Source organism: Caballeronia novacaledonica, from assembly GCF_900258035.1.
Classification (GTDB): Bacteria; Pseudomonadota; Gammaproteobacteria; order Burkholderiales; family Burkholderiaceae; genus Caballeronia; species Caballeronia novacaledonica.
The window spans coordinates 64,788-78,258 of sequence record NZ_OGTP01000027.1 but is presented as its reverse complement, the minus strand read 5'-3'; the positions used below and the strand labels follow the sequence as shown (position 1 = coordinate 78,258).

10 protein-coding genes and 2 pseudogenes are annotated in these 13,471 nt (G+C 56.2%); 3 read left to right on the top strand and 9 right to left on the bottom strand.

The window, feature by feature from the left end:
- Window positions 1-996: 996 nt before the first annotated feature.
- Window positions 997-1,521, bottom strand: a complete 525-nt coding sequence (locus tag NOV72_RS27400; protein WP_106857671.1) for a hypothetical protein — start codon at window positions 1,519-1,521, stop codon at window positions 997-999.
- A gap of 419 nt (window positions 1,522-1,940) precedes the next feature.
- Between NOV72_RS27400 and NOV72_RS27395 the strand changes: the two genes are divergently transcribed.
- Complete coding sequence (locus NOV72_RS27395) at window positions 1,941-2,132, top strand: hypothetical protein (RefSeq protein WP_106857660.1); 192 nt, start codon at window positions 1,941-1,943, stop codon at window positions 2,130-2,132.
- A 169-nt stretch (window positions 2,133-2,301) separates the two neighbouring features.
- Here NOV72_RS27395 and NOV72_RS27390 read toward each other — a convergent pair.
- The 3 genes and pseudogenes from NOV72_RS27390 to NOV72_RS27380 form a co-directional block, all read right to left on the bottom strand.
- Window positions 2,302-2,559: pseudogene (locus tag NOV72_RS27390) on the bottom strand (hypothetical protein); the annotation flags it as partial.
- 213 nt (window positions 2,560-2,772) lie between these two features.
- A pseudogene (locus NOV72_RS32875) lies at window positions 2,773-3,022 on the bottom strand (SOS response-associated peptidase family protein); the annotation flags it as partial.
- 330 nt (window positions 3,023-3,352) lie between these two features.
- Window positions 3,353-3,706: a winged helix-turn-helix transcriptional regulator gene (locus tag NOV72_RS27380; protein WP_106857659.1), complete on the bottom strand. Its 354-nt coding sequence runs from the start codon at window positions 3,704-3,706 to the stop codon at window positions 3,353-3,355.
- 93 nt (window positions 3,707-3,799) lie between these two features.
- On the opposite strand from NOV72_RS27380, the gene NOV72_RS27375 reads away from it, so the two are divergent.
- Together NOV72_RS27375 and NOV72_RS27370 are read left to right on the top strand one after the other, a co-directional pair.
- Entirely contained in the window at window positions 3,800-4,549 is a 750-nt protein-coding gene (locus NOV72_RS27375; RefSeq protein WP_106857658.1) for an SDR family NAD(P)-dependent oxidoreductase, read from the top strand.
- A gap of 1,075 nt (window positions 4,550-5,624) precedes the next feature.
- Window positions 5,625-5,819 (top strand): DUF3562 domain-containing protein, encoded by a 195-nt coding sequence (locus NOV72_RS27370; RefSeq protein WP_106857670.1) that lies wholly within the window; start codon window positions 5,625-5,627, stop codon window positions 5,817-5,819.
- Window positions 5,820-7,148: 1,329 nt separating this feature from the next.
- On the opposite strand, the gene NOV72_RS33165 is transcribed toward NOV72_RS27370, so the two are convergent.
- The 5 genes from NOV72_RS33165 to NOV72_RS27340 form a co-directional block, all read right to left on the bottom strand.
- Window positions 7,149-7,586: a response regulator gene (locus NOV72_RS33165; RefSeq protein ID WP_425428788.1), complete on the bottom strand. Its 438-nt coding sequence runs from the start codon at window positions 7,584-7,586 to the stop codon at window positions 7,149-7,151.
- A gap of 101 nt (window positions 7,587-7,687) precedes the next feature.
- Window positions 7,688-8,146 (bottom strand): GNAT family N-acetyltransferase, encoded by a 459-nt coding sequence (locus NOV72_RS33160; RefSeq protein WP_181291170.1) that lies wholly within the window; start codon window positions 8,144-8,146, stop codon window positions 7,688-7,690.
- 319 nt (window positions 8,147-8,465) lie between these two features.
- Window positions 8,466-8,963: a low affinity iron permease family protein gene (locus tag NOV72_RS27350; RefSeq protein WP_245933170.1), complete on the bottom strand. Its 498-nt coding sequence runs from the start codon at window positions 8,961-8,963 to the stop codon at window positions 8,466-8,468.
- Between the two features lie 326 nt (window positions 8,964-9,289).
- On the bottom strand, window positions 9,290-11,440 hold the full coding sequence (locus NOV72_RS27345; protein WP_245933169.1) for a hybrid sensor histidine kinase/response regulator: 2,151 nt from the start codon (window positions 11,438-11,440) through the stop codon (window positions 9,290-9,292).
- Window positions 11,441-11,632: 192 nt separating this feature from the next.
- The gene (locus NOV72_RS27340; protein WP_106857655.1) at window positions 11,633-12,835 is read right to left on the bottom strand and encodes a GAF domain-containing sensor histidine kinase; all 1,203 of its coding nucleotides are present in this window, start codon (window positions 12,833-12,835) and stop codon (window positions 11,633-11,635) included.
- Between the last annotated feature and the right edge of the window lie 636 nt (window positions 12,836-13,471).

Here is a 13,471-nt window from a genome sequence, read left to right as displayed (position 1 = left end):
GTAGCACCCCGGAGCGTCAAGCGCTAGGCACATGCGACGTCGTAAGCTGTCGGCTAGCGTAGCAACGGTTCAAACGGTTGGCAACAAGGAAACCCCTTAACACAAGCGCTTTTCGCGCTATTTCGCCGATTTGCAACGCAAGGTCGCTCAATTTTTGGCATAAACCTTCTGCGGGCCTGGTTCTTCAAAAACAAGCCATTCGACGGCGTCGTCAGGGTACTCTTGTGGCCAGTTCGCTGCGAGCATCGTCAGTGTGCGTCGAATGCTGACGATAGTCGCCTCCGGAGGGCGCTCAGCGTCACTGGAACCTTCGCAACCGGGCCGATGTACCTTCCCCGAGACATCCCCGCATCCCTTGTGTTCGGGCATGTCTTCGGCTGATGTCTCCAAAACCTCCCCCGCGCAATCGAGTCGGTCGAGCGCACGTCGCAGTTTCCGATGCATTGGTACGCTAAGGCCGAGGTCTCGGGCGACGACCTCAACGTCCGAAATTACATCCGCCAACAGAAAGTCAAGAAGCCGAAGCCGGCGGAAGTAGGCGAGGGGACTTCTTGAGTCAGAGGGGTTGAGTGTGTTTTGCATCCGCAGTAAAGAGGATGCCTTTATACCTGAGTGCGACGCGGGGAGGTTTTACAGGTTGGGCCATGCATTAGCGCTCGCAGCCTTTGCCTCCGGCGAACCTTCTGGTGCCAGATATTCATCGCAAACAGCCACGGCCCGCGATACTTCGGGCGTGTTTGCATCCGCTCGCGCTAACAGCTCTTCGCGCCACGCCAGGACATCCGCGCGCCCTCCATGATTAAGATTCCAGACGACGTAGTCAAGAAGGTCGACCAGTTCGCTCGCGGGGATGTCCGCTAGTTCAGCTCTTGCCACCATGTGCTCCTATCTGCGCCTGCGCGCTTATCGTCTGCAAAGGCCTGTCTCCTACAATACTGCGGGAACCCCTCAAATGCCAACTTCTGCATTTTGCGAGCACGCAGCGTCCAAGCGTGTTCATTTCAACTCGTCGTTTGCGACGTGTTTCTCGAATGCGAAGGGATTGATTGGCTGAACCCTCTTCGCGTCTTTGACGCGCTCAAGCAACTGAACCTTGGCCCAATGTGCCGACATTGCTTCCAGCGCCCGCACTACGTTTGATTCCAACGGTTGCAGCCCAGCGTCTCCGCTGAAATTGGATTTGAACGCTGTGTGGAAACTATATTGAAGAAGGCCAGAGACCTCTTGGATACGCTCCGGTGTACCGGAATTCACGAACATCACGGACTTGCTCGAGAACGGGTCGTAGTAGATGACCTTCTGATGGTCGGCGTTCACGGCAACGTTGGGTTCGTCGCTCACGAGTAGTGAACCGACCAACTGCACGGCTCCTTTCATGCCCCTAGGGGTTTTGAAGACCCAGACACGATTTGGCAGCCTCGCTTTGAGTTCAAGAATTTTGGTGCTGTTAAACGCGAAGTAGCCGACACGACCGCTTTTCAAGTCTTGCTCGAGTTTTTGCCAGTAGTAGAAAATATCCATTCCTTGCCCATCCACCATCGTCGGTTGTAGTCATATGCGACGACGTAATGTTACCAACAGCGTACTGCGAGCCCTAGGCAATTTCAGATTCGTCGCGCATACCCGCACTTAGCGTGGCAGAAAGTGTCCGGCGATTCGCTGGGTTGGGCGCCTCTCGACGACAGATACAGCCGCAGTGTCTCCACGCTGCGAACAGAAGTCCTGTCGTTTGTCGTAACAAATCACACACGTCGCTGTCCCTATTCGACGGCGTAGAGGGGAGACTTTCAGGATTTTTGTTTGTAAACAAGAAGTTAAACCGTTAGCAGCGTCGGAGCGATGCTTGGCACAGAACGTGGATAAGGTGAAACGAGCGTAGATTCGAACCGCTCAATCAAAATCCGTCCCTTGCCCCCACACTACTTTTAGGGTGAATCGAAATGAGCACACTGACTATTGTTGACCTGCATCATGAGGAAGAACTGTCTCGTACTGAGATGGCCCGCGTCGTCGGTGGGCACGACGTGGAAAAAGAGAAAGCGCTCGTTGAACTGTACGGCGTTATCAATTCGATGAACGCTTTGGAGAACACGCCCGACCCTGCGCCCGGTCACGTGTCGATGAAACTGTAATTGCCGACCCTTGAGAAAGGGCATGGAACTTTCTTTCGAGGAATTGCGTCCCGCGTGGCGTAGCATCTGCACCGTTACGTCACACGGCGCTTGCACACGAAATTTCACGGCGAAGAATTGAAACCGGAAAGTTTAGAAACCGATGGCTGTCGTCCTTAAACCTCGAACGGTTGCTAGCTTCTTTCGATTCGGTACTAAGGTTGTACTCGGCGCGCACGGCCTTAAGCACGCCATCGATGTCGCGCTCGAAGCCGACTGCATTGCCGAAGTGGGCAATGTTCCAGTTGCAGCTCGTCTTGTCGGGCTCTTGCAACTGCGGTCGCGGGACACGAATCTTCACGCCATCCTCGACTACTTCTTGCAGTCGATGAATTCGACGGTCGACCTCTTGCTGGAGCCGCGAAGCATTAAGCATCTTGCGTATCATCCGAGTTTCCTTTCGAACATCTAAGCTAGTCTAGCGCACTACCGGTATACTGCGACGCAGCGGCGATATCCGGCTTGTCTTCAGAAACCCTCGATTGGCGCGTCAGGGAGCATCACCAAATTGAAGCGGGGCAATCACCGTGTCGCGGCGGCCTATGGCATGACTTTGATGTGCCGGCTCCGCGACCAACACCTTCGTTCGCACAGTGCATCGTTATGCTGCAAGTCGATGCCCGTAGTATGGCCGGTCCCTGTCATCGAGGATGGCATACATCGCCTTCAAATCTGACGGATTGGGATTAAGCCACGCTTCGATATTCTCAGCTCTGATGGGCACAATGCACCGGTCGTGGCCTGCAGCCTCGACTTCCGGCGGCGGCTCATCCGTGATGGCAGCGAATGACAGCAAGTCGGGTTCTCCATGCGCGCCAGCGCGACCAGAAGCAGGCGATGTGCATCAACTGACCGTTACATCGCCGAATTCAAAGAACGGTGTTTTCGTCCTTGTCGAACATGTACGTTCAGCGCGTATGGCCCGCGCGCCCAAAAAGTCGGCATGTTCGCCTCCGTTCTCTCGTCGCTCGGGGTATGCGTCCGTTCGGGATGATGTGGGATGCGATTGGACGAGAAAAAAGCCGACCCGACGCGGCCCGGGTCGTCCGAAAGATTCTTGCAATTCCGAGGGCCGTGCGAGAACCTGAGAGACCCCTTTATGCCGCTGAATGCCACCCACGGCGTTTAGTTGCGAGAAAGCTGCTGCTCGTCCGCGCCCGCTGCGTTCTCGTCATCCCGGGTCAGGTGGCGGTCGACTGAGCTTCCTTCTGTAACTCGGCAATTTGCAGCCGGTTTTCATCGCCCCAAGCGCAGAGCGGCTGCAATGCTTGCGCCAAAGAGTAACCAAATGGGGTCATTTCGTAATCCACCTTGGGCGGAACGGTCTGATAGTCCCGGCGAAGGATGACCCCGTCGTCCGCAAGCTCTCGTAACTGCTGAATCAGGACTTTCTCGCTAATACCGGTCACAAGCCGCTTCAACTCACCAAATCGACGAGGACCATGGTTGAGATGGAACAAAACAAGGGGCTTCCACTTGCCGCCGATAACCGTCAACGCGACCTCTATTCCGCAGCTGTCCGAACGCAGTTCCATCTAAAAAACCTCGCACTTACCTTTAGGTAGGTACTATCTTATCAGAATGTGCTGTTCCATAATGCAATCTCGGAAGGTAACTGGAGTGTCGAAATGGGTAGGCTTACAGGTAAGAATGCACTGGTCACTGGCGCGAATAGCGGTATCGGTCTCGCAATCGCGAAGCGCTTCGCTATGGAGGGCGCGCGTGTTTTCATGACTGGTCGTCGTCAGGAAGAATTGGACAAGGCTGTTGCCGAGGTCGGCAGTGACGCTCGGGGCGTCCAGGGGGATGTATCGAACCTCGCGGACCTCGACCGCCTCTACGCGACAATCAAGGAAGACGCGGGTGTCATTGATGTCTTGGTTGCAAATGCTGGCGGTGGCGAGTTCGCCGCGCTTGGCAACATCACCGAAGAGCATTTCGACAAGACATTCGCCGTTAACGTCAAGGGAACGCTCTTCACTGTGCAGAAGGCTTTGCCGCTGCTCAGGGATGGAGCATCGATTGTTCTCACGGGCTCGACGGCAGCTGTCACAGGCATCCCCGCATTTAGCGTCTACAGTGCAAGCAAGGCGGCCATCCGCAACTTCGCTCGCGGTTGGATTCTGGACCTTGCCCCGCGCAAGATTCGTGTGAACGTACTCGCGCCTGGCTCGACTTCAACACCGGGTTGGCACAACCTGGCTCCGTCGAATGACGTACACGAAGGCATGGTGAGCTCGGTTGAGGCGACGACCCCGCTTGGGCGTCTAGGTAACCCTGACGAGACGGCCGCCGCTGCGCTGTTCCTGGCTTCCGATGAGAGCAGTTTCGTCAACGGTAGCGAACTGTTTGTCGACGGCGGTTCGGCTCAGATTTAATTCGCATCTGCGGCGTGCCTGGTCTGCGTCCATCCTCGATGGGCGGCGAGTCATCCCCTGCATCTGAATCTCAGAATTTACGTACTACACGTAAATGCAAAAAGCCATCGGTTCCCTAACGCTTTCGCTCAAGCCGATGGCTTGTCCCCAAGACTATCTAGCCAAATCCGCCGGAAGCTAGCTCAACGCGAAGATTGGTTCGCTTCGACGGTATTTTTGGTTCGCCGGGTAATGGGCCGCGCATAAACCTTCTATACGGCTGCGGATGTCGGGCTAATTTGTTCCCTCGGCGTTCCGCACATGCCGCAGCGCGCTTTCATCCTTGAGGCCTCGAGACGGTAGTTTTTGATGCTCGCGTACGACAACCCCAAGAACGAATAGATGACATCGTTTCAAACGCCGACCTCCGAACTTTCCACCACGGCACCCGGAGCGCCAGGCCCCGTTCCTCCAAACAACGCCGTCCAGTCGACGAATCGGTTGCTGCGCGGTCCGATACTGCCCACTCTCACGCGGCTCGCTCTACCGACGGTCGCTGTGCTTTTGATGACAATGGTGCTCGGCATTGCCGAAACGTACTTCGTCGGTACGCTCGGTGCCAATGCCATCGCTGCAGCATCCATGGTCGTGCCCGTCATGCTGACTATGACCATGGTTGCTAATGGAGAAATCGGAGGCGGGGTAGCAACTTCTCCTGATGTCGGCACCTCGTGCCTGGCTGCATGCATGTCGAGCGGTGTCAGACTTGTTACGCGGCGCTTCAAGTCCGTTCCATGGCCTCGTCGGGGTGGCTGATAGCCATAATCGACGGGGAGGACGTTCGAGTCGTGCGTTTAGTCTAATTCGCTCCACGTGCGGCGACCTGTCGCAGGGTTTTCCCGAAGAGATTCCTATACTTGAAGTCAGAGACAGGTCGCGAAGGCCCACACCAAGCGACTGTTCGGCTGTCCGCGCATTGCTCGACCGCAGATGATGACTTTCCGGGCCAACCGCACTGGCTCAAAGGCATGTGGCGCATTTTGCCAGGTAATTAGGCATGCTACTGATTACCGAATCCAAATCAAGGAGATTGCTCATGAAGAAGAATGATGTATCGATGATTGTGCACGAAATCGCGCTTGCGACCAATAACTCCGAGCAGTTGGTGGCGGACTTGTACACGGCTGTTGCCATGGATATGAAGCGTGACGCTCGAATCATGGACTTCGTTCCGTTGCTCGCGGCGAGACGCGTACGCGAAGACCTAAAGGCGCGTCCAACTGCAAAATAGGGATGTTGACTAGCAGGCCGCGGTGACTTGGCACCGCGGCCGTTTAGGTCGAAGGTTGTGCGGTTCCTTGACCCCGGACACCCCACTCATGGCTTACGCCTGAAGGCGCCGCAATCGGTTATACCTCAGATGGTCGGCAGCGCAAGGCTTTTGCCGACGCCGTTCTAGGCTTGCCGCAACTCTCAATCGCGTGCGCTCTACAAATACAATGCCCATGCAACAAAGCATCGCTTCCGTTCGTTTGCGAAAAAGGCGCGCCTGCTCATCCGTCGCAGATTGGTGCGTCTCGTCACTACGTTTCTGCCCGTAGCAGTGGGCATTCGGTGCGAGCGGGTCGTCTGAGGGCGTCTCGTCGTCGCTCGGTCTTGCCCTGTGGCACGTAGTTCTGAGTTCAGGTCCAAGCCTGAATCAAGGCGCCATCGAAACTGAAGTGCTCGTCAGACAGGCTTCGCTCGCACGCCGTCTCGATTCGTCTCGTTATGAAGCAATACCAGGACATCGCGTTCGAGCAAGCGGCTCGCTAAGAGCCGCGACCGTAGCCGATAATGCTCTCTACGCATGCACGAGTCGGCCGGCGTAGTGGGTGACAAGCGTGATGCAAATCACGCTCAGAAGGGCGCTCCGCAAACATACAGCCCTGGGATGGCCTTCAGTCCAGTCTCCGCGATAAGTAGTAGTGTGAGAATGAAGGAAGTAAATCCACCGAACGTAGCTGCGGTGAAGTCGTGCGCCACGGCAACGCCAACCGTTCTAACCGCTGGCGGAAAGGGGGCACAAAGCAACGCGGATATGCATCCGCGAAGAGCCTCGAAATCGCGGCGGCTGCACCGGGTGTGAATATCGGGTCCGCGAACGTCAACGTGGCTTATTCGAACACCCGTTTCGAAGACCTGGGGTCCACCTCCGGTCCGAACACCCTTGGCTATCGTGGCACGGCATCACTGAACAATTTTGAAATCAATGGAAGTATCAAGTCACGCCAGCGCTTATTGCCGGCGTCGCCTACGATTACACGCGTAATGGTGGAGCGGGCGGTAAGGGCGGTGCTAACTACCACCTGTTCAGCACAAGTATCGACTACTTCCTCTCGAAAGTTACTGACGTGTACTCGCTGGCGGTGCTTGAGAAAGCAAGTGGGACAGATTCTCTTGGCCAGAGCGCGGTAGCCCAAATCGCGGGACTGACGCTGTCAACAACAGACAAGCAAGTCTCACTCCGAGTCGGCATCCGGCACAAGTTCTAGTCCGCCTGTCGTCGGCTTATAGTTGCGCGTGAATATTCGGGCGGTCGGCCTCGACAGCCGAAATGCGCACGCCCGGCCCACGCGCATTATGGCCAGACGCGACCATCAACGCTTTGCCATCGAGACATGGCGCTCCCACCGCATTCAAGTAAAGCCTTTCGCGTCGTCTGGCCATTTGCGGAGAGCTCAGCGACTAAGGCCAGTAAAATGCCGACGGCTATGGGCTTTCGAGAAAAGGCCGACCAACATCCAGGCTGGCCGACGGGCTCGACGTTGGCTGAGAGCATGATAATGGGAATGAACGCCCGGAGCGGATGCCTTCGAATGTTTTGACAGAATTCGAGCCCGTCCATGCCGGGCATTTGCCAGTCGGTCACGATTACTCGGGGATTTGTCTCGTTCAATCTAAAAAGGGCATCATTTCCGCCTGTCGCCGGAACGACGTTATACCCGGCGCTCTCCAGTACTGCTCGCAGCGCTCGGAGATTGTCGGCATCGTCGTCCACGAGCAAAACGGTTGTCATGATGAAAGGTAAGAGTTTCAACTCCCCCGCGCAAATGCCATGCCTCGAGACAAGTGTTGCCACTCCTCCGAGTGAGTTGTCGACCATTCTCTTTACGCGCGTTACGCGACCTGTTTGAGGAAACAACGCGCATCTCTCGGTCGGTTTAGAAGAAACAAGACGGTATTGACCTCTCTAAATCCATGCCGCTCACAGAAACGTACGGCGCGACGATTGGCTGCGCGCGTCTCAAGAACTAACTGTCTATAGCCTGCGGCCATTGCCCGTGTCTCAAGCCCTTGCAAGATGGCCACTCCCGCCCCGAGCGCCTTTGGCCGTACGTATAGTTGGCAGATTTCGGCCACTCCATATGCATGTCGTCGGAACGCTCCGAAGCCGAGCGCCTGGCCGCTGGGTGTTCTCGCGAGCAGGAAACATCCCCGGGGCGACAAGAAGTCGTCGATTGTGTACCGCAGTTGCCCTGAAGAGCCTGTAAGGGTCGCGAGAGAAGCGCTCAGTTCATCTCGAAGAACGCGCGCATCCAGCCCCTGAGGGTCCTCCTTGACAACGATGATAGGCATGGCGAATCCTTCTCGCAGCGGATATGCCGCTTGCTCCTGCGCCGCCCCGTGGGCGACGGAAGGACGCGTGGGCGCTCGGACGAATATCGGACATTCTGGCATACCGGAACGGCAAGAATGGTTCGACGGGCTACTCGGAAGCAGCGCGGAAAACTGATTGTCGGCGCTTTGACTAAGTCGTCTCCTCAATGACCAGCGTCCAGTCCTCGATTCCTAGCCGGGCGTCGCTTTCTAGACCTCACTTTTCCAGACACAGACGGTCTTGACGTGGCCCTTCAATTTGCGCCAAAGGGGGCCTTTAAAATCTCCATCGTTCTCGCTACGGGCTCGTCGGAAGGGGCTCTTCAGCCAGTGCTTCAGACGCCTTCGTTTCTTCCGCTTTTGAACCCACGGCCGCCTCCGTTTGCCTCGTCGATAGGCGAAGGTATGCGGCGGCAAGTCGGCGTAATTCCTCCTCGGACGCATCCTCAATCCCAATCAACCGGTTGCTGGCCGCACGATGTGATGAAAGTAATTCGTTCAGTTTCAGGTGAAGCGCGACACTGTCTTTGTTCTGACTCTGTTGAATTAGGAAAACCATCAAGAAGGTTACGATTGTGGTACCGGTGTTGATAACCAGTTGCCAGCCATCCGAGTAGTGAAAAATCGGACCGGTTACTACCCACGCAGCTACCGTGAATACGGCCATGCAAAAGGCGGCAGGCGAGCCGGCCCATCGGGTAACCAAACTGGCGAACTTATCGAATGCGCGCGTCATTGGATGTCGGCTAGCGTACGCCGGGCTTGACGTATCCGGAACTGTGTCGAGTTCGTCCATAGAAGAACGCCACGGTTTGGGCTCTGGCATTATTGGCTCCGGATTGACTGGGTTGTTGCTAGAGGCAAATCACATGCCAGTCGGTCAGTCGTAAGGAGACCGGCGACTGCTTGCAAGGAAAGATAATTCGGACGCTCTGTCAGCTAAACTCCACGTCAACAGCAATGGCAGCGCGGGCTTCGAGGTCCAAGGTCGGCAGCGACGATTCTCGAAATGGCCGCCGTTACTACTCCAGTCGCAACGGCTGCGGCAGCGAAAATTCACTTCAAGCAAGCCGGTCTGCAGATTTTTTAAGGAGAGGCTTGCAATGAACGCAAATCACATCACTACGCTGTGATTAACCGGCCAAGCTCACTGATGTCGAACGGTTTTGACAAGATAATCAGACCTGCCTTAGTCGCCCGCTCCAGTTCAGCGGCGTATCCTGTCATCAAGACGATTTTGGTGGTCGGCCACTCTTTCTGTACGGTTTCCGCCAAATCGATTCCATTTAGCTCACCGGGCATTTGAATATCAGACAGCACAAAGTCGAATGAATGGCCAGCGCGAAGGACCTGCAGAGCACTATCTGCAGTGATTTCGTGGCGAACATTGCAGCCAAACGTTTCGAGCACAGCGGCGACACCTGCAGCAACTTCTTCGTTGTCTTCGACAAGCAAGAGGTCACGAGCTAAGACTGTCTTCCTCTGCGCTTGGGCGTCCTGTGCCTCTTCGGGGGCAGCGTTCGGATGAGTGCATCGAGGAAAGCAAAGGCTAACGACAGTACCGCGTCCGAGCTTGCTCTTCAACGTCGCTGAGCCGCCGGCGAGCTCTGCCGTTGCAAGCACTTGTGCCAAACCCAAGCCGATTCCTGTGTCTGCCGGCTTCGTCGAGAAGAACGGTTCGAATGCACGGCTCGCCACCGGTTCAGACATGCCAGTGCCGTTGTCTGAGATGGATAGCAGCACATAGTCGCCTGCCGGATGCAAAGCCGCGTCGACAGCTAAGGATAAATTTTCGCAATCTATCAACAAGTCACCGCCGCGCGGCATTGCCTCGCGTGCATTGATAACGACGTTGAGAAGTGCAGATTGCAGTTCTGTTGCATCGACCCGAATTGGCCAAACATTCTCGGCCACACGCATCTCGACGGCAACACTCTCTCCCGCTGTTGTCTTGATGATGTGAGATTCGGCTGCTAGCCACGTTTCCAACTCGATGACCTCGTTTTTGAGGGGTTGTTTTCGCACCACGCTCAGTAAACGTCTCGCGAGCGACGTAGCCCCAGCCGCAGCCTTCTTTAGCGCCAGTACCTCCGATTGAAGGTTGTTGTACTGCTTGCGCTCAGCGAGTTCTACATTCGCCGCGACGACCATGAGCAGGTTGTTCACGTCGTGCGCCACGCCGGAAGCCAAGGTCCCGAGCGCACCCATACGCTGCAATTGTCTTGACGAAGCCTCGGCCGCTCGTCGACGAGCAACTTCATCTTGCCAGCTAGCCCATGCTGACTCTTCGGTCTTTAGCCGGCGGAGCGAGAAGATGACCATCAGCCACGCCGCAAGGCATGGCACCGCCGTCAAGCTGGACACAAGTAGAAAGTGATGCCACCAGTCCGAGAAAATGGATGCCGTACTGATGCCCGCAAAGACGTAGAGCGGATAGTCACTAACCCGACGGAACGACGCTATGCGCTCCGTACCGTCGACCGAGGACACAACACGCATCTGTCCTTCAGTTTCGTTACCGCGCATCGCATACATGAACCGCGTTCCCGGGGCCGTTTTGAGGATACCGTTCGCTGCCGGTGGTGTCCGAACGAGGATGCCACCGTCTCGGCGATACAAGCCCAGGGCGACCGTGGGCCGGGCGTCAATGAGCTCATGATAGAACTTCGCGAAATAGGCTCTTCGCATCGCAATCGACACGACACCCAGAAAGTCCTTGGTGAGGGTCTCTCGACCAACGTTGACTGTGAACACGTCGGTCTGAGAAGCTTTGCTAATGACGGGAAGCGAGTAGTGTGCGGAAGGGATATGAGCCTTGGCGGCTACGAAGTCGTCTCGGCCTTCAATTGAGACTTCGGGGACCGGATAGAACCTGCTGCTGGCTATCAATTTTCCTGTGCGGCCAAAGACTGAGATGGCGGCTATCTGAGGAAAACGACCGCCGAGAGCGTTCAGTTGCCGATGAACTTCGAGCTCGTGGTTGGCGATGCTAGTTTCATCATCCTCATCAAGGAGCTCGACAACACGTGCGGTGACGACGCGGTTCAGGTCCAGAACTTTGGCCGCCTGCTCGTCAGCAACGCGCGCGATGCGGTCAACGACGTCGGCGGCTTCGTGCTCGCGACGCTGGTAGTCGAAGTATCCGTACAAGGTCACGCACACGAGCGGGAGCAGAATGGAAGCGCTCAGCACGGTCCAAAGGATTCCACGGGTCGCCGCAAAGTTTCGCGATGGCAAGACCCCTTCGGCTTCGATGTGCTCTGGGATGGGCAACGGCTGTCTCCGACTTGAGTTCTGAATAAGCTTACCGGTGTCCCAACCAAAACGTGCGTCGATGACAGCGTCGTATTTGCTCTGAAGGTGCGTGATTGGTTGTGTGAACGTTTTCGCCGATACTCACTCGAGTGGAGCAGTTGAACGCAGCGATTCGAAAAAGAGACCTCGCGGACACAGATGCCAATGAGCCTACAAAGGGATGCGAGCGGTGAAGCGTGTACCGTCTTTGGCAGACGAGGACACTTCGAGCGTACCTGCATGTGCCTCGACTATCTGTTTGCAAATGTAGAGTCCCAACCCCAAACCTCCGCCCGGTTCGCTAGACTTTGGTCTCCAGTACGGTTCAAACACCCTTGCTAGCAATCGCGACGGAATCGGCTCGCCAGCATTGGAGACCGATAGAAGGAGCGTTCTTGACTCGACAACTGCGCTAACAACCACCGGTGCGTCCGGCGAGCCATGCGTAAGTGCATTGGCGAGCAAGTTGGACATCAGCTGCTGAAGACGAGCGAGGTCGCATCGAGCCGACGCATCCACGACGATGGAGCAATTAACAGTTCGTGATGGATACGCCATGCAGTGTTCGTCTACGACTGCTCGCAGATAGACGCCGAGGTCAGTTTCCTCTTTTAATGCGACAGTCATTCCGGAGCCCATGCGACCGCGTGCGAAGTCCATCACGTCATCAATGAGGCGGGCCATTCTCAATGCCGAGCGCTTCAAGCGATGTCCTATCGCTGCAACGTCAGGTTCCGCTTCACGGCGGCTCAGTAGCTCAGCGGTTGCGCTGACGGCCGCCAGCGGGCTCCGCAGGTCGTGTCCCAAAACAGCAATAAATTGTTCGCGCAAGGTTGCAGTTTCCCGTTCTTGAGTCAATTGCGACTCGGTTGACCATTGTCTTTGTTCGCTGTCCAATTGCATACCGATAAGGTTGGCAAACACCTCGAACATGCGGACGATTTTCGGGTCTGAGACCGTCGCCGCACGTGTGTCAATCGCACACAGATTTCCGAAATACTCCCCACTGGGCAGCACGATAGGAACAGAGATGTAGCTTTTCAAACCGTAAATCGCAGGGGTGTGGTGTTCTCGATATTTCTCGCTTTCACTGAAGTCGTCGATGACAATCGCCATGCGCGCAACGCGAGACTCGAAGCAGAGCGTGGTGTGAAGCTGCAATTGCCCACCCGGCTTGAGGCCAAACTCGACTTTGTCGAGGACGGCACAAGCCGTCCAGGTTGCATCGGTCACTCTCGCGACTGCGGCAAAACCCATCCCAGTTTCTTCGCAAATCATCTGTAGCATCGAAGGAACGGCGCCGATGCGTGCGACGGCGCCAACGTCCCGCGCAAGCGCCTCACTGGAATCAACTGCGTTGGCTATGTTTTCCATGTGTCTGACACGCATCCAAAAAGAAGCTTTGACAAAAACCAGTCATAAATACCGGGTGTTACCAAGAGCTGGTATTTGTGTAGCTTTGTGAGCAGTGGTTCGGCCATGACATCAAAGGCGACGCTCGAGAAAAAAGGATTCGCGGTCCCGGCATCTTGCGCAACGCGCTCGTAGACCAGTATCCCGACGCGAAAGTCACCAGCGAGCTCGGGCGGCGTTGGAAACGCTCCAAATTCGTCGACGAAATCAGCGTACTACATCGTATCGTAGCGGCGCTGGCTCGAGGCGATGAGACGGTGGTCAACGAACGTGTATTCGCAGCGGTCGGCCTTTGCGACGCAGACTTTGCGGGCGTAAGTCTTCGATGCAGATGCAGCGGGGAGACGCTACCGCCGGCTCGTCACTTCGACAGGAGGTCCCTCGCCGTACATGGACGGAGCGATGCCCATAGACGACAACCATGCAGCGTGACGTTAGCCTTGGACAAACCGCAGTTATTTGTCCATCCGCCAAGACATTTCGCCCCCTTTCGTCGGCGAGCGCAGGACGTGATTGAAGCTCTAGTGGTTCCGGTGATTGGTCCGGCGGGGCCTATTGGCACCGGTTGGGGTGATGTCGCGCTGCGAGAAGTTCGGG

Coding starts and splice junctions, on each gene's coding strand:
- NOV72_RS27400 (WP_106857671.1), bottom strand. CDS start 1,521: ATGGATATTTTCTACTACTGGCAAAAACTCGAGCAAGACTTGAAAAGC.
- NOV72_RS27395 (WP_106857660.1), top strand. CDS start 1,941: ATGAGCACACTGACTATTGTTGACCTGCATCATGAGGAAGAACTGTCT.
- NOV72_RS27380 (WP_106857659.1), bottom strand. CDS start 3,706: ATGGAACTGCGTTCGGACAGCTGCGGAATAGAGGTCGCGTTGACGGTT.
- NOV72_RS27375 (WP_106857658.1), top strand. CDS start 3,800: ATGGGTAGGCTTACAGGTAAGAATGCACTGGTCACTGGCGCGAATAGC.
- NOV72_RS27370 (WP_106857670.1), top strand. CDS start 5,625: ATGAAGAAGAATGATGTATCGATGATTGTGCACGAAATCGCGCTTGCG.
- NOV72_RS33165 (WP_425428788.1), bottom strand. CDS start 7,586: ATGACAACCGTTTTGCTCGTGGACGACGATGCCGACAATCTCCGAGCG.
- NOV72_RS33160 (WP_181291170.1), bottom strand. CDS start 8,146: ATGCCTATCATCGTTGTCAAGGAGGACCCTCAGGGGCTGGATGCGCGC.
- NOV72_RS27350 (WP_245933170.1), bottom strand. CDS start 8,963: ATGGACGAACTCGACACAGTTCCGGATACGTCAAGCCCGGCGTACGCT.
- NOV72_RS27340 (WP_106857655.1), bottom strand. CDS start 12,835: ATGGAAAACATAGCCAACGCAGTTGATTCCAGTGAGGCGCTTGCGCGG.